This window comes from Chroococcidiopsis sp. CCALA 051 (genome assembly GCF_003015105.1).
Taxonomy (GTDB): domain Bacteria; phylum Cyanobacteriota; class Cyanobacteriia; order Cyanobacteriales; family Chroococcidiopsidaceae; genus Chroococcidiopsis; species Chroococcidiopsis thermalis.
In genome coordinates this window covers 30526-51528 of the sequence record NZ_PYCI01000017.1, presented here as the reverse complement: position 1 = coordinate 51528, position 21003 = coordinate 30526, and the positions used below count along the sequence as shown (strand labels likewise).

The window sequence follows — 21003 nt, the reverse complement described above, 5'->3', positions numbered from 1 at the left end:
CATTTTTTTTTAGAAAAACATTAAATAACTAAAAGCTTCAAATTCTCTAAAAAGTGTAGCAAAAGTAACGGATAAAAAAGAACTTACTCCGTTAGTCTAAAGCGTATTAGATTGTAAGATTTTTAGCTGAAAGATCGCGTCAGTAAATACACTTTTTAGTAGAAAAAGCAATGAAACTGCGATCGATAATTCAATCAATTTTGCTTTTTGTCATCGGTCTGGCGATCGCAGCAGGTTGCACTAACCCCGCAGTTTATATTACCACTACCACCGATGTTGCTGCTTCTGGTGATGCTGCTCCTAACGCTGCTAGCTTGGGATTCAGTGCGTGGCCTGGTTGGCTTCCTTGGCAAGTTACCCAAGAGCAAAAACTCTTTGAAGCAAACCAAGCTTCAGTCAATTTGAAATGGTTTGACGGCTATTTAGAATCTATTAATGCTCTAACAACCGAACAAATTAATGCCAACAGCCAGACGCTCAACGATACAATCAGTGCCGTTTCCGGTGGTGCAGATAAAGTCGTCGTACTCGTCAACGACAACTCTACAGGTAACGATAAGGTCATCGTTCGCGAAGGTATCAATACAATTGCTGATTTGAGAGGCAAAAAAGTTGCCGCAGAAGAAGGCGCTGTAGATCATTTCCTATTGTTATTAGGAATGAAAAAAGCAGGCATGAAGCCAGAAGACATTCAATTTGTCCCCTTAGAAACAGGACAAGCCGCAGCCGCTTTCGTCGGTGGACAAGTAGATGCAGTTGCAGTATTTGCACCATTTACCACTCAAGCCTTAAAGCGTCCTGGTAGTAAAGAACTCTTTAGTTCCAAAGAATTTCCTGGAGCAATTCCGGATCATCTAGTCGTCAGCCGTCAGTTTTTAGCAGAAAGTCCCGTAAAAGTGCAAGCAATGGTCGATTCCTGGTTTGCCACCCTTGATTACATGCAAAAAGAACCAGCCAAAGCAACAGAAATTATGGCAAAACGTGCCGGGGTTAGCGTTGCAGAATATGAAGAATACGCCAAAGGAACCAAGATATTCACCCTGGAAGAAAACCTCAAAGCCTTTCAACCTGGTAACAACATGACTTCGCTGATGTATGCAGCCGAAGAAATGACCAAATTTCTCGAAGAAGTTGGCTTAGCCAAACAAAAACCAGACCTGACTAAACTCTTCGACGATCGCTTTGTAAAAGCATACGCCAAGAAAGCAGGGAGCAGGGAGCAGGGAGCAGGGAGTAGGGAATAGTTAATTTCCGACTTATGACTTGTCCCCTTACTCCTTACCTCTTACCCCTTACCCTTCGTTATGAACACAGGATCGATGCGTCCCCCATCTAATCCAAAAACGCTTAGCCCGACGGTTTTTTGGCGGTTGGCTGAAGATATTCCCAGACCATTAAACACCTTACTAGTTGCGACTTCTATCGGATTACCGTTGCTGATTTGGTGGCTGGTGACAACATTTGGTAGCGTAGACCCCAAGTTTCTACCCTCGCCTGCTAAGGTACTTGAAGCATTTGGGCGATTGTGGAGGACTCGCGAACTGCTGAAGGATACTGTAGCAAGTCTCTGGCGAGTAGGTGTAGGGTTTTTGCTAGCAGTCGTGTTGTCGATTCCAGTTGGGGTGTTGATGGGCAGTTTTGCGAGTATTCGTGCCTTATTAGAACCATTATTTGGTTTGATGCGCTACATGCCCGCGCCTGCTTTCATTCCTTTGCTCATTCTCTATTTAGGAATTGGAGAAGAACCGAAAATCACTTTAATTTTTATCGGCGTGTTTTTCTTCAACTCCTTAATGGTGATGGATACGGTCAAGTTTGTATCAAAAGATTTAATCGAAGCCGCCTATACTCTGGGTGGCGATCGCTGGCAGACACTAACTCAAGTTATTTTTCCCCACGTTTTGCCAGGAATCATTGATGCTTGTCGAATTAACCTTGCAGCTGCATGGCAATTAGTCATTGTTTCAGAACTAATTGCTGCAACCGAAGGTTTGGGACGCAGAATCAGCGTTGCGGGTCGATTCCTCAGAACTGATGAAATTTTTGTCGGCTTAATTGTCATTGGAATCATCGGACTCACTTTTGACCTCTTATTCCAATGGCTCCTGCGAGTTTCCTGTAAGTGGGCAAACCAGAAGAGATAAATCAGTTATAGCAATTCTCGATTGCGTGCGTAACATTTGTAGGGGCGCACAGCTGTGCGCCCCTACAGATCTGTGTACCTCATGTGACTGAAAACTGCTATATCAGTTATCAGTTATCAATGACTAACAACCAACAACCATCAACCATTACCCATTACCCATTACCATGTATCTACAAATCACCAAACTCCATAAAAATTTCGAGACAAAATCGGGAACGTTAGCAGTCCTCAAAGACATTAATATGTCAATCGAGCGGGGTGAATTTATCTGTGCTGTAGGTGCATCGGGTTCGGGTAAGTCTACTCTACTACGCCAGATTGCCGGACTCGATTTGCCAACAGCGGGAGAAGTGAAAATTGATGGCGTGCGCGTTCAAGGACCAGGACCAGATCGGGGCATGGTGTTTCAGCACTACACGCTTTACCCTTGGATGAACGTACAGGAAAATGCTGAATTTGGACTCAAGCTTCAAGGCTGGTCAAAACGGGAACGGCGAGAACGAGCTAGCTATTATCTCAGCGTAGTTGGACTGACTAAGTTTGCCAAATCTCTACCCAAGGAGTTATCTGGTGGAATGAAACAACGGGTAGCGATCGCCCGCGCTCTCGCCTCGGAACCTAAAGTATTATTGATGGACGAACCTTTCGGTGCTTTAGATATTCATACCAAAGAGTCTATGCATGAATTCATGCTAGATCTGTGGCAGCGTACCAACATCACCATTTTTACGATTACTCACGATGTGGAAGAAGCTGTCTTCCTCTCGAATCGGATCTACGCTCTTGGCGCTCGTCCTGGTACGGTGAGAAAAGAGATTTCAATTAAACTCCCCGAACGCACCCACACCGTCAAGCGTCATTCTATATTCCACGACTACTGCGACGAATTGATGGATTTGCTCCGGGGACACTCACAGGAAGCTTTGGCAGTGGCTTCTTAAGCGGGTTGAAGTAAACTGAGCAAGTGTCCGTCAGGAGTCCGCATGGCGGCGACTTTTCCAAAAGAAGGTTCTCGGACGCGCCCTTCAAGTTTAGCGCCCATACTTTCTAAATTGGCGATCGCCCCATAAACATCGTCTACATGAAAGCTCAAAATCGGAGAATTACTCGTTTGCGCTTGACTCTCCGCAGCATGTAGCGCGATCGTCGTGCCATCAGCATCCAATTCTGCCCAACCAGGACTTGACATTTTTACTTTTAGCCCCAATCCTTCTTGATAAAACTTCACCGTTGCTAGAACGTCCGTCACCATCAGCATGACGTGCTTAAACTGTGCTGTCATGAAATTCCCTCGATAAAGTTAGTTCCTTATCGATCTTGCAACATTTATACCTTTAGGAGTCGGTTGACAGTAAACGCGCTACATTCCGTGATGACGGCTGATGGTTGACTGATAACCGACAACTTTGTAGAGACGTTACATGTAACGTCTCTACACTGACAATTGACAACTGATAACTGAGAAATCCTATTAATCCTTGTTAAGATTGCTCGTCAGGTTCTGCAAGGTTTTGGCATCACAACCTTGTGAGATGGATATCCGACAAGTCTAGATGATGTCAGATCTGGGATGAAAAATAAAGATTTACTTTTCCTCTGCTCGACTCGATCTATTTTTGCGACTCTACCCGATAAAATACTGTCATGACTTGCAGTAGATAGGAATCTTTAGCAACAAATTTACTGATAATTGCAGAGACAATACATGCTATTCAACAGACTGTTCACCGCAGGCGGCGTGGTTATGTGGCCCCTGCTCGGATTTTCCATACTAGCGATCGCCCTCATTATCGAGCGAGTAATTTTTTGGGTACGGATAAATAAGCGCCAGCGTCGCGTCATCCGTGAGGTATTAAACCTCTACCGATTGGAGAATGTCGTCACCGCGATCGAAAGGCTGAAGCAAAATGCTGACTTGCCTATGGCACGCATATTTCTCGCTGCTTTAGAACTCGAACGCCCCACACCTGAAGAGTTTCGCCTTGCTCTAGAAAGCGAAGCACAAGCAGAGATTCCCGTCTTGAAGCGATTCAACACTATCTTTGAGACAATTATTAGCATTGCACCCTTATTAGGTCTACTCGGTACGGTTTTGGGTTTGATTACCTCCTTTGCTTCTCTCAACATTGCCAACGTTGGCGCTAGCCAAACGGCTGGAGTCACGGGTGGGATCAGCGAAGCATTGGTTTCAACGGCTTCCGGCTTGGTAGTCGCTATCTTTACGCTGCTATTTGCCAATACATTTCGAGGATTGTACGTGCGGCAAATGGCATCAATTCAAGAGTATGGTGGTCAGCTAGAATTGCTCTATCGTCGTCTTTACGAACGGGGAGAAACCTATGCGTCTGCAAGATGAGCCAGAAATTCAAGCACAGATTAACATCGTGCCGATGATTGACGTGATCTTCGCGATTTTGACATTTTTTATCATGTCAACCTTATTTCTCACTCGTTCTGAGGGGTTATCAGTCAACTTACCCCAGTCAAAATCAGCTCAAACGCAACCAAAAGCGCCTATTACAGTCACAATTGATGCCAAAGGTCAACTCGCTGTCAATCGCAAGCCGACTCAACTCCAAGCACTCAATGGAGAATTACGACAGCTAGCACAGCCAAACCAAGAGGCACTGGTGATAGTTAATGCCGATAAATCAGTCAACCACGGACAAGTAGTATCTGTGATGGATGTGGTGAGGCAATTACCAAACGCAAGACTGGCGATCGCCACGCAGAGAGAATAACAGTGTAGAGACGTTACATGTAACGTCTCTACACCGATCGCCGATTAAAAACTAACTCTTGCGGGTACATCGGTAACGCGCAAGACCGATTCTTGTTGAAATTTTGACTTATAAGCGTCGATAATTTCCTGAATGGATCTTTCTCGTTCTGGAGTACTGACATAGAGCAAGATTAGAACTTTAGAATCTTCTCTAGCTAGAATTCCAGCACTGTTAAGAAACTGACCGTAGGCATCTACTACTGTTAATCCATCGGGAAAACGAGGTGTCACTTCAGTATCTACAAACTTTTGCCATTGTTCTTCCGTGACTTCTCCTCCTCCTGCTTGCGATCGCCCAAAATACAATTCATCTCTGACGTATGCTTCGCTGTTAGCAGTAGTTTCTGCTGCTGGGGTTTGAGCGCTAACTTGATGTATGTAACTAACTGAACCTGTTAATAACAAGCCAGACAGAAAAAAAGCACCTAGAATTTTGCGTCTGGTGAGTAAGGTAATATTCATTTCTATCCTCAATTTGTTGACTTAATACGATGGTCTGTTTAGGATGGCTGCTAACTATTACTTCAGACGTACACCTTTAGTTTTAGATATATATAAATTTTTTGTAATAACGTATTACAAAAGTTAGCCTTTCTTTTTTCTCTATCGCTAAAATTTACAAATTGACTATTTGAATTTTTAAAAACCAATACAGCAGGTATTCACTGATAACTTTGTACAGACGTTACATGTAACGTCTCTGATAACTGACAAAGTTTGACAGCTTGTCTTTTGACTAAACTCCACTGCGATCGCCATGATTGGTATAAGTGCAAACGCACTTTGTCCGTAAAAACAACAAGCAAATTAGAGGAATGTTTCAACCACGCGGCTAAATATCAAGCCTGCGTGTATGTTTGCGTGTCTTCGATCGCCGATCACTGATAACTGATAAAAGATGAGACTGAAAATTTTGTTATTGCCTACAGTATTGTTGAGTTTAACCGTAGGCTCTGCTGCACTAGCAAATGAACTAGAAGATAGAAAAAAAAATGCGATCGCTTTAAAATTGAAATTGCATCAAGTGAGCAGAAATTCAGAATCAAAATTATCTCGTTTGAGGCAAAGAGAAAAGTTTTCTACAGATGCTATATGGTTAACGCAACGAGCGTCACCAACAATAGATGTGGCACAATCAATATCTTCTGAAGTAGAAGAACCTGCTATTGAAGACACTGATGAACTTTATATCGAGGTTGAAGGAAAAAGAGAGACAATTCCTGAAACATCAAGTCCCGTATACATCATTCCTAAAGAAGAAATTGAGAAACAACGTCCGAATAGTGTTGCAGAAATTTTACGCAATCTACCAGGATTTGCAATTAATGATGCAGGCTTTGGCGCAGATATTCATACGGGAACATATTATCGAGGAAGCTCGATCAACCAGTCAGTTTTCTTACTCAATGGTAGACCGATCGGGTCTAATGTTAACACTTACCACGGCGCTACCGATCTAAATAGTATTCCTGTAGAATCTATCGAACGAGTAGAATTATCGAGTGGTACGAGTTCTACTTTATATGGTTCGCAAGCGTTTGGCGGAGTTGTCAATATTGTTACTAAGCAAGGCTCTGAGATTCCCCAGCTCAACGGTTTAGTAGAATACGGTTCTTACGACCAAGACAACTATCGCATTAGTTATGGTGGCAGTGGTGGTAATTTAAAATATAGCCTTGGTTTTGAACAATACGATGCTGAGAACAATTATCGCGTTCCTGAAGGAGCAGCAAATCGAGACTCAGATGGACGTTTATTTAACGGTGATACTGCGACTAGTAACTACTTTGGTAGCCTCAGTCTCGATCTCAATTCTCGCAATACTCTCAGTTTAGATGCTTACAAAATCAGCAGTCGTCGCGGGTTATTATACTTTGGTTTTCCCCTACAAAGAGATCGTTTAGACCACGATGTTTTTAATATTGGTTTATCTTGGAAAACTTTGCTAGGCAATGGAAAAGACTCCGTTCTTAGAGCTACAGTCGCCTACAATCAAGATTATTTCAACACCTACGGTCCTACACAAAATATTTTTTATCGTACGGGAACGCTCAATTCTCAAGCTGTAACTGCAAGATTAGAACACGATTGGAAAATTAACACTAGTAATAATTTGCGTTGGGGTATAGATGTTAGAAATGACTTTTTAAATGGTGATGTTTTAAGTACGGCTCCGAATAGAGTCAACTTAAATGAAGAAGAAGAAAGAGAAAGATTTCAAACTGCATTATTTGCTTTAAATACCTGGAAAATTACCAATAATTTTCAAGCCGATCTAGGGTTGAGGCAGAATTTTACGAGTGAGTTTGGGAGTTATTTAAATCCTAGTGTTGGGCTACGATGGGCAATGAGTCCGGGGGTAGCTTTACGGGGAAGTTGGGCATCTGTACAGCGCGATCCTGGCATCGATCAATTATACGTTTACGACACGGTACATAATTGGTTGCCCAACCCAGATCTAGAACCAGAAGTAGGTTCTTCATGGACAGCAGGAATTGATGTCAAATTTGCCGAAAATTTAACTGGACAGTTTACTTATTTCGGTAGTAGCTTAACAGATCGCTTGGGCATTCAAGCAGGTCGCTGGACGAACATTGGATTAGTTAATACTAATGGTTTAGAAGCCGCATTGAAATGGCAAATTAATCCGCAGTGGTCAACTTTTCTCAACTATACTTATACCGATGCAAAAATTAGGTCAGGAATTGAAGAAGGATTACAACTTGGTTTAGTTCCCTATTCCGTAGGACAAATCGGTTTAGGTTATCAATCAGGAGGATGGGAAGTAAATTTATTTGCCAGCTATTATAGTGGAGCGCGACGAGCTTTTTTTAATAATCCAGGCGATAGTAATACAGATTTTTCTCCCTCTTGGTTAAGTTTAGATTTAGGGGCGAGAATTCCAATTACAAGCAACTTAGGATTAACAGTTTATCTAGAAAACTTAGCCGATCGCGCCTACGAAAAATCCAATCGAATCTACGAACCAGGCTTAACTTACCGAATTGGCATTTCTTCTAATTTCTAGTCGTTGTAGAGTAGTGAGCATTGCCCACCACTCAAAAATTAGGAAGCAATCTGACCAAAACGACGATCGCGGCTTTGATAAGCGAGTAAAGCTTGATGAAAGGCACTGCGATCGAAGTCAGGCCACAAAATATCTGTAAAATAAATTTCTGTATATGCCATTTGCCACAATAAAAAATTACTCAATCGCATTTCTCCACTAGTACGAATTAATAAATCTGGATGAGAGGTTCCAGCAGTGTAAAGATATTTCTCAATCGAGTTTTCATTAATATCATCTATTTCTATCTCTTGTTGTTGAATTTGCAAAGCAATTTGCCGACAAACTTGAGCGATTTCTTTGCGGCTACCGTAATTCACAGCTACAGTAAAGTGAATAGCTGTGTTATGAATTGTGTAAGCGATCGCTCGTTCTATTTCTCTTTGCAAAGACTGAGGTAATACTGACAAATCTCCAATAAAAGAAATTCGTACTCCTTCTTTTTGCATTTGAGTTAATTCGCGTTGTAATAGTCGCTCAAACAGTAACATGAGAAAATCGACTTCTTGTATAGGTCGTCGCCAATTCTCGGTCGACAAAGCATAAGCTGTTAGTGCTTCAATTCCCCAATCTTTACAGCAGCGAAGTAGTTCTTTTAAAACTTTTGCTCCTTGACGATGCCCAGCAACACGCGGTAATCCTTTTTTGGTAGCCCAGCGTCCGTTACCATCCATAATTACAGCAATGTGTTTGGGTAATTTTTGCGGATCGAGAGCGGTAGGTAATTCAGATTGTATAGAGTTCATAGATATAATGTCGCGCAAAGACGCAGAGGCGCAAAGAAAATTGTCAGTTTCTGCCAAGCTTTATTTCAGGTTGTTGAGTCCTGCATTAATTTACATAATCTACTGTGTGATTCCTGAGAAGTGAGATTGTTTCAATCTAGGAAATGTAGATACACCTACTGATACGAGCTTGAGAATCAAGGAGAATATCCCGGCTCTGTTTCTCATAGTTTAGGAGTAAAAAAAATAGTTGTCAGTCGGTTACAGTCGGTAAACCTAAGTCGGGGAAGTCGGAAAAGTCGGAACTCAAATGCACAGTTAAGCGACTAAGGACATAATTGCGATCGCCACGCAGTAGACGGGAAAAATAAGATTATTAAGGCTAATGCACCTACCACACTTTTAAACGCACAAATTTGAATGCATGAATCTCAATGCAAGAAACATCCCCAGTAGAAATATCTATTCGTCAGGCTCGTACTAGCGATCGCGATCGAATCATCCAGTTGCATAGTCAGTCAATTCAGCAACTTTGTACGGCTGATTATAACCCTGCACAAATTCAAGCTCTGCTAGAAGATAAAAAAGTGTATGGAACAAAATCGTGGGGTGATGTTGTCTTAGTAGCAGAGTATGGCGAAGAAATTGTAGGGTTTTCGGCTTTGATGCAGGGTACGGTAAGTGCAATGTACGTCCATCCAAAATGGACTCGACAAGGTATTGGTAGACGTTTGTTACAGACGATTGAACGAGAAGCTATATTTCGGCGATGGCAATGGTTATTTGTGAAAGCTTCTATTACGGCTGTACCTTTTTATCAAGCTTGCGGCTATCAAATTCTACATCCCACTCAAATGATGGTTGCTCGTAGAGAGTGGGTTCCTTGTGTTGATATGCAAAAGCAATTAGTGGCAACAATTAGCCAACAGCAATTGCCTTCTCGACAAGCAGAGACTTGTTGGCAAATCGTGCAATCATGTTTAGTTGGTTTAATTGTATTAGTCGCGATCGCAAAGATGATGCAATGGTTTTTACCTCGATAGCGATCGCATTTGATTACAATATATTTGTAGGGGCGCACAGCTGTGCGCCCCTACTTTTATCTGTTCTGGTTTCATTGCTGTCTCCTTTCATCTAGCCGGATTTTCAGGAAATGCCTCTTCTAGATCTTCTACTGAAGTTGGAATGCGATCGATAAAAGGTAAACTAGCTCCTTGTAAACCCCGTTTAATCCGTTCTGGAGTTTCAGGAAAAATGATAAATAGCGGATAAATGCTATTCGCTCCTTCACTAAAAATGTGTTGATAAGGAAGAGGCATAATCCACTCGTATTCTTTATCTAATAACACTTGGGTTTGTCGCCAGCGTCCTAAGAAATCGGAGAAATCTTCATTGGGACGATAAATAAATAGAAAAATTTCTACTCCAGTTTTAATTTTCCACTCTGGATCGCACATGAGAAAAGCGATATCACAGGGTAACAGAGTCGTTTCTGTAACTTTGATTGCTTGACGTTCTTTACTAGTTGATGTAGAGTTTCGCAGCCGAATTATAGGTAGAGGAATCGGAATGACACTTTCATAAGGACGGCGCAAACTTGGAAGCATTTCTAAATAGGGACGATGCTGCTTCAGTAAGGCGATCGCTGCTAGGCGATCGCTATACTCTGCCAAGCACTCTTCATAACAAGCTTTTTTAACATTCATAATTTATTCGATAGATAGTTAGTAGTTAATGGTCAAGAGAGGTCGCTAACTACTAACGATTCGCTTAACCCAATTTTTCAAATATTTTGAACATGGGCAAATACATTGAAATGAGAATTGTACCAACCATACCACCTAAAACGATAATCATAATTGGTTCAATAATACTGGTGAGAGCTTTAACAGCTTGCTCGACTTCATCTTCATAGAAATCAGCAACTTTCATTAGCATACTATCGAGTTCACCCGTTTCCTCACCAATACTAATCATCTGAATTGCCATCACTGGAAAAACTCGTTCTTTTTGTAGTGCTAAACTAATCATTCCTCCTTGCTGAATTTCTTTACGAGCTGCATCTACAGCATTAGCAATAATTTGATTGCCTGCGGTATCACGAACAATTTCTAGAGCAGATAAAATTGGTACTCCAGAACGAGTTAAAGCTCCAAAAGTTCTACTAAATAAAGCTACTGCTGATTTTTGAATTAAGTCACCAAATAAAGGGATCTTGAGAGAAATGCGATCGATTGTTTCCCGACCAAGCCGAGTTTTATAATACTGTTTATAGGCGAATCCTCCTACGATAAAAGCAGTTATAGGAATTAAAACTTTCCAGCTTCTTAGCGTAGCACTGATCCATAACATAAACTTTGTTAGAGCCGGTAACTCTACTCCCAATTGGTCGAAAATATTTGCAAAAATTGGAATGAGAAACACGGTCATAGCAATGAAAATAGCAACAGCAAAAAGACACACTGCTACCGGATAGGTTAAAGCAGATTTAATCTGGTTTTGTAGTCGAGCGCGATCTTCCAACAACTTAGATAATCGGTTCATGACTTCATCAAGAACACCACCGACCTCTCCAGCTTGTACCATACTGACATACATGTAATCGAAACAACCTGGGTGTTTCCGCATTGCTTCAGACAAATTCATTCCCTGCTGTACATCAGAACTAATGTCAATTAAAGCTCCTTTCAGTTTTGGGTTAGTACACTGTTCCGCCATTACACCCAGGCTTCTGACAATGGCTACACCTGCGTTAATCAGGGCAGCAAACTGACGAGAAAAAACAGCTTTATCTTTAACAGATACCTTTGCTAAAGCTGCTTGGAGTGGTGCTAAGCTGAGATTACCACTCAACTTAAATTCTTCTGCTTGTTTTAGTTCTTGAATAAAAAGACCTTTCGATCTTAAACTAGAACGTGCTGCTGCTATTGTGTCAGCAACAACTTTTTCTTTTTTAGCGTTTCCTTTCGCATCACGAACGCGAGCAACAAATGTAGGCATGTTTTGGATCTTTTATGAGATAGAGAATACAGACTTTGTAGAGACACAATCTGTATGCCTCTACAGATGATTTTCTAAGAATTATTTAACGCATAGCAGCACCTGCTCTCATACCAGGTTTTGTACCGACTCCTGGAGTATTACCAATCAACCGCTGTAATTCATCGGGTTTAGATGTCTTAGACATGGCTGCTTCAAACGAAATTAATCCAGATTTATACTGATCTGCTAAAACTTTTTCCAATGTTTGCATACTCAAATTTCCTCCAGTTTGAATTGCCGAATAAATTTGAGCTGTTTTTCCTTCACGAATTAAGTTAGAGATAGCAGGGGTAACAATCATAATTTCCTGAGCCATAACCCGACCGTATTCGCCTGGTTTAGGGTTCTTTTTAGATACGAGAGTTTGACTGAATACTGCCACAAGTGAGTTAGATAACTGGACGCGAATTTGTTGCTGTTGTTCTGGAGGAAATACATCTACCATCCGGTCAACAGTTTGAGCCGCAGAACTCGTGTGTAGTGTACCAAATACTAAGTGTCCTGTTTCCGCTGCTGAAATCGCTAACTGAATTGTTTCTAGGTCACGCATTTCGCCTACCAGAATTACATCTGGATCTTCCCGTAAAGCTGCTCTAAGAGCATTAGCAAAACTCTTTGTATCTTCGCCAACTTGACGCTGATGGATCACACTCTTGATTGGTTCGTAGACAAACTCAATCGGATCTTCGACTGTGATAATGTGTTCCGCCCGCGTTGTATTAATATTATTAATCATGGACGCTAGGGTAGTAGACTTACCCGATCCAGTTGGTCCCGTTACCAAGACTAATCCTCGTGGTTTTTCCGAGATTTCCCGCACAATACTGGGTAAATTTAAGGTTTCCATGCTGGGAATTTTGGAGGCTAGCGCTCGCAAACAGGTGGCATACGTGCCTCGGTCTTTATAGACGTTGACGCGGAAGCGAGCTAGTCCCTTAATCCCGTAAGAACAGTCAAGTTCCCAGTTTTGTTCTAGAGTTTTGCGCTGGGTATTATTTAACATACTAAAAATTAGTCTTTGACACTGTTCTGCTGTTAGTGGTTCGTGTTCCGTTGGAGTCAACTTTCCACTGATACGGATATATGGCGGTAAACCTGCTGAAATGTGTAAGTCCGAACCACCCGAGTTAATAACTTCTTCCATTAAGTCTTCAATCATTAATTCCATAGTGAATCTCCTTGAAAGTTATGTTGGTAATTGGTAGTTGGTAATTGGTAATTGGCAATTGGTAATTGGTAATTGGTAATTGGTGATTGGTAATTGGTGGTTGTTCGTTTTGACTTTTAACTTTTAACTTTTAACTTTTGACTTGCCATTACCGATTGTCTAGTCACTAAATCGTGGAGTCATACAATAAGGACACTCAAACCACTCTGGTTGTAGCTCTGCATGACAAGTTTTACACTCTAATGAACTTTTACGTTTTGCTTTCAGTTCCGCTTCCAAACCAGAATCAGTGAAAGTGACGCGCTCTACTTCTTCCAAAGTCGTGTTACCTTGCATCACTAGCTCCAGACTATAAGCTAACAACGTTTTCATTCCCTCTTCTACGGCTGCTTCTTTAATCCGTTCGCTCGGCGCTCCTTCAGTAATTAAATTTTGTAGTCGTTCTGTAACGCGCATAACTTCATATACGCCACAACGCCCTTTATATCCAACGCCAGCGCATTTAGAGCAAAGTTGATTTTTAGCCTTAGCGGCTTGAATTTCTTCTAACTCCAAAGATTTAGCTTTGTAAAGCGTGAGTTCGACATCTTTAGAACTCGCCAGTCCAAACCGAGCTAACTCATCGGCACTAGGAGTATAAGGAATGCGACAATCAGAACAGACGCGCCGCATCAAACGTTGAGCCACAACCCCTAGCAGCGCGCCGGACACCATGAATGGTTCTACACCCATTTCGTCTAAACGAGAAATTGCCCCAGCAGCATCATTAGTGTGCAGAGTTGTCAATACTAAGTGTCCCGTCAGTGCTGCCTCAATAGCGGTTTTTGCCGTTTCCTTATCCCGTGTCTCACCAACTAGAATTACGTCTGGGTCTTGTCGTAGAAAAGCCCGCAAAATTGACGCAAAATCCATTCCTTTTTCTCGAATCACCTGGACTTGCGTAATTCCTGGTAGAGAATACTCAATGGGGTCTTCAGCGGTGCTGATATTTACCCCTGGATCGTTGCGTTCTGCCAAAATTGAGTATAGGGTAGTAGATTTACCGCTTCCCGTCGGACCCGTAACCAACAGCAGTCCGAACGGACGACTTGCCAAGTCCCTCACAATTTGCAGGCTCTCTACATCGCTGATTAATTTGTCTAACCCAAGTTGGGTAGATGAGTTATCCAAAATCCGCAAAACAACTTTTTCCCCGTAACGACTGGGTAAGGTGTTGACGCGAAAATCAACTTTTCGTCCTTCAAATACGCGGCGAATACGACCATCTTGGGGTGCACGTCGTTCGGCAATATCTAATTCAGCAATAATTTTAAATCGAGCTGTCACAGCAGGAACAATTTGTTTGGGTAGGGGGTCAAAAGCCTGCCGCAATACTCCATCTCTACGAAATCGGACGCGCAAGTACTCTTCTTGGGGTTCAATGTGAATATCTGAAACTTTTTCTTGTAACGCTTTGATCAGAATTTTATTCACTAGGGCAATTACAGGAGCAGCATCCGCATCTTTGAGAGATGCACCTAAATCTGCGTCACCCTCCTCTGGTGCATCTTGTAAATCAAGTCCATCTAACTCTACAGTGAAATCGACGGCATTAGCATTATTTCTTTGATTGTCTGCCTGTTGTTTTTGTTTTTCTACATTTTCATCTAAATATTTAGAAAGAAGTTCTTGGAAGTCTTCTAGTGTAATGACCGTCCTTTGCAATCCAATATCGCGGGGGCGAAGAATACGGTTTAAATTATCTTGGGCATCCAAATTATCTGGATCGACCATTGCGATCAAAATAGACGGAGGCTCATCACTTTTTGATATAGGTAGCAGCCGATAGCGACGACAAATATCAATCGGGATTAAAGAATCGATCAACTCGCCGACTTGACTTGTGCCAATCTGATTGATTTCTGGATCGAGAAACTCTACACCGTAGAGAATTTTTAGCTCGAATAGCTGTTGTTTTTTATATTGTCTAATTAAGTCTGGTGGCAGTTGTCGTCCAGTTATAGCTTCTAAAATCTCCGGTAGCGATCGCCCAGTCGAGCGACTTTCGCTTAAAGCCTGCTTCATCTGCTCTTTACTGACATACCCAGTCTCAACTACTTTGTTGCCAAAAGGAGACAAGTCATTTTTGACAATTAAGGCACGCCGCTGCATTGAAGAGGAGTAAGACATAATCGCTACTAAGATTTTGCATAATCAAGTATTCCCAAATAGAGTGTTCCCAAATCTCAAGAGAAATATTACAGAGGCGAGAAGCAGAAGAAGTCGGAGTTCAGAAGCATTTAACCACTAGCCACTAGCCACTAGTCACTGATGACTGTATTCCCCGTGCAACTGCGCCTGCAATTATTGCATCCTAGAAGAGGTAAGTTTGCGCACAGGCTGAAGGTTAGTGGCTGGAGTAAACCTCATATCTCTAGCCCCTTCCACAGCTACACAGTTGTTAGGATTTAGGATTGGGACATAATGATTGACGAAGAAAAGCAAACGGAATACGCAACTAACCAAGAACCACAACAGCAAACACAGCAAACAACGAACGAGGTCACAACCAAAACAATGGACTCAAATGCATTCGGAGAATTTGAAACACAGGCAAACGCTCCAGAGGGAGATGCTAACGTTGCATCGAACGAGAATCCAGTCGAAGTAGAAAAGCCTGATACCTCCTCCACCGCGCCTGAAGCCGATAATCGAGCTGCTTTGTTAGAAAAGGAGCGGGAGATCGAGTCACTCAAAGCTAGCTTGGAGGAGCGTACCAGTCAATACATGCGCATGGGCGCGGATTTTGAAAATTTTCGCAAACGCACGCTCAAAGACAAAGAAGACTTAGAGCAAAAGATTAAACAGAATACTCTACAAGAAATTCTGCCTGTGGTAGATAATTTCGAGCGGGCAAGAGCGCAGCTCAAACCGCAAACCGATGCTGAAATGAATCTTCACAAAAGTTATCAGGGAGTATACAAGCAACTGGTAGATTGCCTCAAGCGGCTAGGTGTTTCGGCAATGCGACCTGAAGGCAAGGAGTTTGACCCGAACCTACATGAAGCGGTCATGAGAGAACCAACAAGCGAGTACCCTGAAGGCACGGTGATTGAAGAATTGGTCAGGGGTTACTACTTAGGCGATCGCGTGTTGCGTCATGCTTTGGTAAAAGTAGCTACTGCCCCAGAAGAAACACCGTCAGAAACAGTAGTAGCAGAACCCCCACCCGAAGTTACAGAAAGTTGAGTGAAAAAATATCTTGGGAGTGAATGCATTGAGACAAATTCTGGGAAATATATCGTAGAGCCAATTTACTGCGTCGATCGCGATCTGGGACGACGCTACATCAATAAAAGCCACCTTACTGCTGAATATGGGAAAAGTTATTGGGATTGACTTAGGGACAACGAACAGTTGTGTTGCCATTTTAGAGGGCGGTCAACCACTGGTGATCCCCAATTCAGAAGGTGGACGAACAACTCCCAGCGTGGTTGGCTTTGGTAAAGCCAGCGATCGCTTGATCGGTCAGTTGGCAAAGCGTCAAGCCGTCACGAATGCCGAAAACACTGTTTACAGTATCAAGCGGTTTATCGGACGGCGTTGGAACGAAACTCAAGCAGAACGCCAGCGCGTCCCCTACAAATCCGTTAGAGGACGCGACGACACTGTAGATGTCCAAATTCGCGATCGCACCTACACTCCTCAAGAAATTTCTGCCATGATCCTGCAAAAACTCAAGCAGGACGCAGAAAATTTTTTGGGAGAAAGCGTAGACCAAGCAGTAATTACCGTACCAGCCTACTTTACCGATGCCCAGCGGCAGGCAACCAAAGATGCAGGCACGATCGCGGGACTGGAAGTTTTACGTATTATCAACGAACCGACAGCCGCCGCTTTAGCTTACGGCTTGGATAAGCAAGATCGAGACCAAACAATTCTCGTCTTCGACTTAGGCGGCGGTACGTTTGACGTTTCTATCCTGCAACTAGGAGACGGGGTTTTTGAAGTTAAAGCCACCTCTGGCAACAATCAACTTGGCGGTGACGATTTCGATAACTGTATCGTGCGCTGGATGATTTCTTGCTTTCAAGACAGTGAAGGTGTAGACTTAACTGCCGACCGCATGGCACTCCAGAGACTACGAGAAGCAGCAGAAAAAGCCAAAATCGAACTGTCTACTCTTGGCAGCACGACAATTAATTTACCTTTCATCACGGCTGATGCTACGGGACCAAAACACTTAGAACAAGAGCTAAGCCGCGCCAAGTTTGAAGAGTTGGTCTTACCTCTGATCCAAGCCACGATCGAACCGATGGTGCAAGCCCTCAAAGACTGCGGTTTACGCCCCCCAGATATCGATAAAATTGTTCTTGTGGGTGGTTCCACCCGCATTCCAGCCGTGCAAAATGCCGTGCAAAACTTTTTTGGTGGCAGAACAGCCGAGCGATCGGTCAATCCCGATGAGGCTGTTGCACTAGGCGCGGCAATCCAGGGTGGAGTGTTGGGGGGCGAAGTCGAAGATGTCTTGCTACTGGACGTAACTCCGCTCTCTCTGGGAATTGAGACTTTAGGGGAAGTCTTTACAAAAATTATTGAACGCAATACCACAATTCCCACCAGTAAAGCGCAAATTTTCTCGACTGCTACCGACGGACAAACCTCTGTGGAAATCAAAGTTCTTCAGGGAGAAAGAGCGATGGCGCGAGACAACAAAACTTTGGGAAGTTTTGTACTCACAGGAATTCCTCCTGCTCCTAGAGGCACGCCCCAAATTGAAGTTGCCTTTGAGATCGATGTCAACGGCATCTTAAAAGTAGCAGCATCAGACAAAGGCACTGGCAGAGAACAATCCTTGCGGATCACGAATACGGGTGGGTTGAGTGCAAGTGAAGTAGAACGGATGCGCCAAGAAGCAGAAATGTTTGCTGAGCAAGATCGAAAACGCTTGGAACTGATCGAACTGAAAAACCAAGCAGAACACTTGTTACAAAGTTATTTTGTCACCTTGAGAGATAATAAAGACCTAATTACTGAAGAGTTTAAAGCTCAGGCAGATGAAAAAGTCGCCGTACTCAAAGCAGCCTTTGCCGATCCTGCTTCCACTGTTGAAGCAATCGAACAAAGACTGCAAGACTTCCAGCAAAACTTATTTGCTCTAGGAGCCAGCGTTTACGAACAAGCCAATCGCAGTAGCTCTTTTACTTCATCAGGTATGGACGACACCTTCACTTCTTCCTTTGGAGACGATAGTACGTATGCAGTAGACTACGAAGCAATTGAAGAATAGTGAGTAGTGAATGGTTATTTCGTAGAGACGTTACATGTAACGTCTCTACATTGCTCCCTGCTCCCTAACTCTAAAGGATCGGTTTTGCCACCTTGTTGAAAGTACGGTGATTTGTCTACAGTGATTATGGAACTTTAGTAACTAATGCTGAAACGCGATCGCCGCAGGACAGCAACAGATTCATCCCTCTTCTAACCACTAAACCAGCAGCGCTCTATGGCTCGTGACTATTACGAAATTCTGGGTGTTTCCCGCAGTGCGGATAAAGAAGAAATCAAACACGCCTATCGTCGCCTCGCTCGGAAATATCACCCCGATGTGAATAAGGAAACTGGAGCTGAGGAGCGGTTCAAAGAAATCAACCGAGCTTACGAAGTGTTATCGGAACCGGAAATGCGGGCGCGTTACGATCGCTTTGGCGAAGCTGGTGTCGCAGCTGGTGCTGGGGCAGCAGGTTTTCAAGACTTTGGCGATATTGGCGGTTTTGCTGACATATTTGAAAGCTTCTTTAGCGGTTTTGGTGGTGCGGGCGCTCAAGGTGGGACGCGGCGGCGGAGCGGACCAGTCCGTGGTGACGACCTACGGTTAGATTTGAAGTTAGATTTTAGAGAAGCGGTCTTTGGCGGAGAGAAAGAAATTCGCATTTCTCACCTAGAAACTTGTGAAGTTTGTAGCGGTTCTGGTGCAAAGCCTGGAACTCGACCGCGTACTTGTACGACTTGTAGTGGCTCGGGTCAGGTAAGGCGCGTTACCCGCACTCCCTTTGGGAGTTTTACGCAGGTGTCTACTTGTCCCACGTGTAACGGTACGGGGCAGATGATTGAAGACAAGTGCGAGGCTTGCGACGGGAAAGGTGCGAGGCAGGTAACGAAGAAGTTAAAAATCACCATTCCCGCCGGAGTTGACAACGGTACGCGCTTGCGCATTTCTGGAGAAGGTGATGCAGGCGATCGCAATGGTCCGCCAGGAGATTTATACGTTTACATCTTTGTCAACGAAGACGCAGAATTTCGCCGCGACGGGATTAACGTTCTATCAGAAATTAAACTCAGCTACTTGCAAGCAATTCTAGGCAGCCGCATAGAAGTTAATACGGTAGATGGTCCGACTGAATTGATCGTGCCTGCTGGTACTCAACCAAACACCGTGATGACTTTAGAAAATCACGGCGTGCCGCGCTTGGGTAATCCCGTCAGTCGAGGCGATCACCTCATCACAATCTCAATCGATATTCCCACCCGCATTACTCCCGAAGAACGAGAATTGCTGGAAAAGCTAGCTAAAATTCGGGGCGATCGCACTGGAAAAGGTGGTATAGAAGGATTTTTGGGAAATCTGTTCCACAAATGAATCAATCATTTTTGTCATCTGCCGATGCTCAACTCGATCTACGCGGGACTCCCTGCCCGATTAACTTTGTTCGCACTAAGCTACGATTGGAAAAAATGACTCCAGGCAGCTTGCTGGAAGTCTGGCTAGACCCAGGCGAACCAATCGAGCAAGTGCCGGATAGTTTGACAATGGCTGGATATCAGATCGAGCAAATTGAAGAACGTCAGGGATTCTTCGTGCTTCAGGTGAGGCATCCTGTTAAGTGAATTCGGAATTCGGAATTCGGAATTATTTTCAACGATCTTGGCTATTTGCTAATTTTCTAAGCTTGAGAGTTTGTTAGTCATGCATGAATGATTTGCACAATTCTGAAATTCAACTCATAGAGGACACTTCACCTCTAGTGGGTACGGTAGTAGCAGTACAAGCAAACTACTACTGGGTAAGGTTAGATGCTCCAGGTTCAGAATTAACTACTCCCTCAACTCCCTCAGCTCCCTCAGCTCCCTCAGCTCTCTTGTGTACGCGGCGGGCGCGGTTGAAAAAGCTAGGACAGCAAGTCATGGTTGGCGATCGCGTTGTCATAGAAGAACCGGATTGGGCTGGTGGTCGAGGGGCAATTGGGGAAGTCTTACCCCGTCAAAGTCAGCTCGATCGTCCGGCGATCGCTAACGCGCAGCAAATTTTGCTGGTATTTGCCTTGGCAGAACCAGACCTCGACCCGTATCAATTGAGTAAGTTTTTAGTCAAAGCAGAGTCTACGGGGTTAGAAATTTGTCTGTGCTTGAATAAAAGCGATTTGCTCTCAGCCCAGCAGATTAATAGTTGGCGCGATCGCCTAAATCGCTGGGGCTACCAACCTTCATTTATCAGTGTCCATCAAGGATTTGGAGTCGATCGAGTGAGCCAGCGCCTGCAAGAGAAAATAACCGTCATTGCTGGACCCTCTGGAGTGGGGAAATCGAGTTTAATCAACATGCTAATCCCAGAAGCAGGATTGCGAGTCGGAGAAGTATCGGGGAAACTGTTGCGGGGTCGCCACACGACGCGGCACGTCGAACTGTTTGAATTACCTACAGGGGGATTGCTAGCCGATACTCCTGGCTTTAATCAACCCGATCTTGACTGTACTCCAGAAGAGTTAGCAAGCTATTTTCCAGAAGCAAAACAACGCTTAGCCGTTGCTAGTTGTCAGTTTAGCGATTGCTTGCACCGCGACGAACCGAATTGTGTCGTGCGGGGCGACTGGGAACGTTACCAGCACTATTTGGACTTGTTGGAGGAGGCGATCGCCGATCGAGAACAGCTAGCTCGTCAAGCCAATCCTGAATCGAATTTAAAGCTGAAAACCAAACGGGGTAAAAGTCAGTACGAACCCAAACTAGAAACGAAAAAATATCGCCGCCAGTCTCGCCGGACGCAACAGCAATCTCTCCAAGAGTTATATCGAGAAGCAGAGGAATAGGGTCTAA

20 protein-coding genes are annotated in these 21003 nt (G+C 43.6%); 13 read left to right on the top strand and 7 right to left on the bottom strand.

Annotated features, from left to right (window positions below):
* Nucleotides 1-170 precede the first annotated feature (170 nt).
* The 3 genes from C7Y66_RS06275 (at nt 171) to C7Y66_RS06265 (ending at nt 3087) form a co-directional block, all read left to right on the top strand.
* On the top strand, nt 171-1244 hold the full coding sequence (locus C7Y66_RS06275; protein ID WP_106544906.1) for an ABC transporter substrate-binding protein: 1074 nt from the start codon (nt 171-173) through the stop codon (nt 1242-1244).
* A 60-nt stretch (nt 1245-1304) separates the two neighbouring features.
* Complete coding sequence (locus tag C7Y66_RS06270) at nt 1305-2144, top strand: ABC transporter permease (protein WP_106544905.1); 840 nt, start codon at nt 1305-1307, stop codon at nt 2142-2144.
* A gap of 166 nt (nt 2145-2310) precedes the next feature.
* Nucleotides 2311-3087 carry an ABC transporter ATP-binding protein gene (locus C7Y66_RS06265; RefSeq protein WP_015153776.1) on the top strand — a complete coding sequence of 259 codons (777 nt, stop codon included), beginning with the start codon at nt 2311-2313 and terminating at the stop codon, nt 3085-3087.
* On the opposite strand, the gene C7Y66_RS06260 is transcribed toward C7Y66_RS06265, so the two are convergent.
* Nucleotides 3084-3428 (bottom strand): VOC family protein, encoded by a 345-nt coding sequence (locus C7Y66_RS06260; protein WP_106544904.1) that lies wholly within the window; start codon nt 3426-3428, stop codon nt 3084-3086. The genes C7Y66_RS06265 and C7Y66_RS06260 overlap by 4 nt on opposite strands.
* A 423-nt stretch (nt 3429-3851) precedes the next feature.
* Between C7Y66_RS06260 and C7Y66_RS06255 the strand changes: the two genes are divergently transcribed.
* Nucleotides 3852-4502 carry a MotA/TolQ/ExbB proton channel family protein gene (locus C7Y66_RS06255; RefSeq protein ID WP_106544903.1) on the top strand — a complete coding sequence of 217 codons (651 nt, stop codon included), beginning with the start codon at nt 3852-3854 and terminating at the stop codon, nt 4500-4502.
* Nucleotides 4486-4887 (top strand): biopolymer transporter ExbD, encoded by a 402-nt coding sequence (locus C7Y66_RS06250; RefSeq protein WP_106544902.1) that lies wholly within the window; start codon nt 4486-4488, stop codon nt 4885-4887. The genes C7Y66_RS06255 and C7Y66_RS06250 overlap by 17 nt, the downstream gene beginning before the upstream one ends.
* 44 nt (nt 4888-4931) lie before the next feature.
* Here the strand turns inward: C7Y66_RS06250 and C7Y66_RS06245 are convergent, their stop codons facing one another.
* Entirely contained in the window at nt 4932-5390 is a 459-nt protein-coding gene (locus tag C7Y66_RS06245) for a DUF3574 domain-containing protein (RefSeq protein WP_106544901.1), read from the bottom strand.
* A 436-nt stretch (nt 5391-5826) separates the two neighbouring features.
* Here C7Y66_RS06245 and C7Y66_RS06240 point away from each other — a divergent pair, with 436 nt between their 5' ends.
* Nucleotides 5827-7956: a TonB-dependent siderophore receptor gene (locus tag C7Y66_RS06240; protein WP_106544900.1), complete on the top strand. Its 2130-nt coding sequence runs from the start codon at nt 5827-5829 to the stop codon at nt 7954-7956.
* A 38-nt stretch (nt 7957-7994) separates the two neighbouring features.
* On the opposite strand, the gene C7Y66_RS06235 is transcribed toward C7Y66_RS06240, so the two are convergent.
* Nucleotides 7995-8741 carry an isoprenyl transferase gene (locus C7Y66_RS06235; RefSeq protein ID WP_106544921.1) on the bottom strand — a complete coding sequence of 249 codons (747 nt, stop codon included), beginning with the start codon at nt 8739-8741 and terminating at the stop codon, nt 7995-7997.
* Between the two features lie 413 nt (nt 8742-9154).
* Here C7Y66_RS06235 and C7Y66_RS06230 point away from each other — a divergent pair, with 413 nt between their 5' ends.
* A complete protein-coding gene (locus tag C7Y66_RS06230) occupies nt 9155-9763 on the top strand; it encodes a GNAT family N-acetyltransferase (protein ID WP_106168533.1) in 609 nt (202 codons plus the stop codon).
* Nucleotides 9764-9850: 87 nt separating this feature from the next.
* Here C7Y66_RS06230 and C7Y66_RS06225 read toward each other — a convergent pair whose 3' ends face one another.
* The 4 genes from C7Y66_RS06225 to C7Y66_RS06210 all read right to left on the bottom strand — a co-directional run bounded on the left by C7Y66_RS06225 (nt 9851) and on the right by C7Y66_RS06210 (nt 15099).
* Nucleotides 9851-10426, bottom strand: a complete 576-nt coding sequence (locus C7Y66_RS06225; RefSeq protein WP_106544899.1) for a hypothetical protein — start codon at nt 10424-10426, stop codon at nt 9851-9853.
* Nucleotides 10427-10490: 64 nt separating this feature from the next.
* Nucleotides 10491-11720: a type II secretion system F family protein gene (locus C7Y66_RS06220; RefSeq protein ID WP_106217498.1), complete on the bottom strand. Its 1230-nt coding sequence runs from the start codon at nt 11718-11720 to the stop codon at nt 10491-10493.
* An 85-nt stretch (nt 11721-11805) separates the two neighbouring features.
* On the bottom strand, nt 11806-12930 hold the full coding sequence (locus C7Y66_RS06215) for a type IV pilus twitching motility protein PilT (RefSeq protein ID WP_106544898.1): 1125 nt from the start codon (nt 12928-12930) through the stop codon (nt 11806-11808).
* A gap of 159 nt (nt 12931-13089) precedes the next feature.
* On the bottom strand, nt 13090-15099 hold the full coding sequence (locus C7Y66_RS06210; RefSeq protein WP_015153787.1) for a GspE/PulE family protein: 2010 nt from the start codon (nt 15097-15099) through the stop codon (nt 13090-13092).
* 294 nt (nt 15100-15393) lie between these two features.
* Between C7Y66_RS06210 and grpE the strand changes: the two genes are divergently transcribed.
* The 6 genes from grpE to rsgA all read left to right on the top strand — a co-directional run bounded on the left by grpE (nt 15394) and on the right by rsgA (nt 20996).
* A complete protein-coding gene (gene grpE, locus C7Y66_RS06205) occupies nt 15394-16158 on the top strand; it encodes a nucleotide exchange factor GrpE (RefSeq protein ID WP_106544897.1) in 765 nt (254 codons plus the stop codon).
* Nucleotides 16159-16308, top strand: a complete 150-nt coding sequence (locus C7Y66_RS30905) for a hypothetical protein (RefSeq protein WP_158265874.1) — start codon at nt 16159-16161, stop codon at nt 16306-16308.
* Nucleotides 16286-18199 carry a molecular chaperone DnaK gene (gene dnaK, locus C7Y66_RS06200; RefSeq protein WP_106544896.1) on the top strand — a complete coding sequence of 638 codons (1914 nt, stop codon included), beginning with the start codon at nt 16286-16288 and terminating at the stop codon, nt 18197-18199. The genes C7Y66_RS30905 and dnaK overlap by 23 nt, the downstream gene beginning before the upstream one ends.
* A gap of 216 nt (nt 18200-18415) precedes the next feature.
* A complete protein-coding gene (gene dnaJ / locus C7Y66_RS06195) occupies nt 18416-19549 on the top strand; it encodes a molecular chaperone DnaJ (RefSeq protein ID WP_015153790.1) in 1134 nt (377 codons plus the stop codon).
* A complete protein-coding gene (locus C7Y66_RS06190) occupies nt 19546-19797 on the top strand; it encodes a sulfurtransferase TusA family protein (protein ID WP_106544895.1) in 252 nt (83 codons plus the stop codon). The genes dnaJ and C7Y66_RS06190 overlap by 4 nt, the downstream gene beginning before the upstream one ends.
* Nucleotides 19798-19880: 83 nt before the next feature.
* Entirely contained in the window at nt 19881-20996 is a 1116-nt protein-coding gene (rsgA, locus tag C7Y66_RS06185) for a small ribosomal subunit biogenesis GTPase RsgA (protein WP_106544894.1), read from the top strand.
* Nucleotides 20997-21003: the final 7 nt, after the last annotated feature.

Bases quoted from the DNA above. Each gene is read 5' to 3' on its own strand.
- dnaJ (WP_015153790.1), top strand. From the start codon at position 18,416: ATGGCTCGTGACTATTACGAAATTCTGGGTGTTTCCCGCAGTGCGGAT.
- C7Y66_RS06215 (WP_106544898.1), bottom strand. From the start codon at position 12,930: ATGGAATTAATGATTGAAGACTTAATGGAAGAAGTTATTAACTCGGGT.
- C7Y66_RS06235 (WP_106544921.1), bottom strand. From the start codon at position 8,741: ATGAACTCTATACAATCTGAATTACCTACCGCTCTCGATCCGCAAAAA.
- C7Y66_RS06270 (WP_106544905.1), top strand. From the start codon at position 1,305: ATGAACACAGGATCGATGCGTCCCCCATCTAATCCAAAAACGCTTAGC.
- C7Y66_RS06190 (WP_106544895.1), top strand. From the start codon at position 19,546: ATGAATCAATCATTTTTGTCATCTGCCGATGCTCAACTCGATCTACGC.
- C7Y66_RS06225 (WP_106544899.1), bottom strand. From the start codon at position 10,426: ATGAATGTTAAAAAAGCTTGTTATGAAGAGTGCTTGGCAGAGTATAGC.
- C7Y66_RS06260 (WP_106544904.1), bottom strand. From the start codon at position 3,428: ATGACAGCACAGTTTAAGCACGTCATGCTGATGGTGACGGACGTTCTA.
- dnaK (WP_106544896.1), top strand. From the start codon at position 16,286: ATGGGAAAAGTTATTGGGATTGACTTAGGGACAACGAACAGTTGTGTT.
- C7Y66_RS06230 (WP_106168533.1), top strand. From the start codon at position 9,155: ATGCAAGAAACATCCCCAGTAGAAATATCTATTCGTCAGGCTCGTACT.
- C7Y66_RS06210 (WP_015153787.1), bottom strand. From the start codon at position 15,099: ATGTCTTACTCCTCTTCAATGCAGCGGCGTGCCTTAATTGTCAAAAAT.
- C7Y66_RS06255 (WP_106544903.1), top strand. From the start codon at position 3,852: ATGCTATTCAACAGACTGTTCACCGCAGGCGGCGTGGTTATGTGGCCC.
- C7Y66_RS06240 (WP_106544900.1), top strand. From the start codon at position 5,827: ATGAGACTGAAAATTTTGTTATTGCCTACAGTATTGTTGAGTTTAACC.
- C7Y66_RS06275 (WP_106544906.1), top strand. From the start codon at position 171: ATGAAACTGCGATCGATAATTCAATCAATTTTGCTTTTTGTCATCGGT.
- grpE (WP_106544897.1), top strand. From the start codon at position 15,394: ATGATTGACGAAGAAAAGCAAACGGAATACGCAACTAACCAAGAACCA.
- C7Y66_RS06265 (WP_015153776.1), top strand. From the start codon at position 2,311: ATGTATCTACAAATCACCAAACTCCATAAAAATTTCGAGACAAAATCG.
- C7Y66_RS06245 (WP_106544901.1), bottom strand. From the start codon at position 5,390: ATGAATATTACCTTACTCACCAGACGCAAAATTCTAGGTGCTTTTTTT.
- C7Y66_RS06220 (WP_106217498.1), bottom strand. From the start codon at position 11,720: ATGCCTACATTTGTTGCTCGCGTTCGTGATGCGAAAGGAAACGCTAAA.
- rsgA (WP_106544894.1), top strand. From the start codon at position 19,881: ATGAATGATTTGCACAATTCTGAAATTCAACTCATAGAGGACACTTCA.
- C7Y66_RS06250 (WP_106544902.1), top strand. From the start codon at position 4,486: ATGCGTCTGCAAGATGAGCCAGAAATTCAAGCACAGATTAACATCGTG.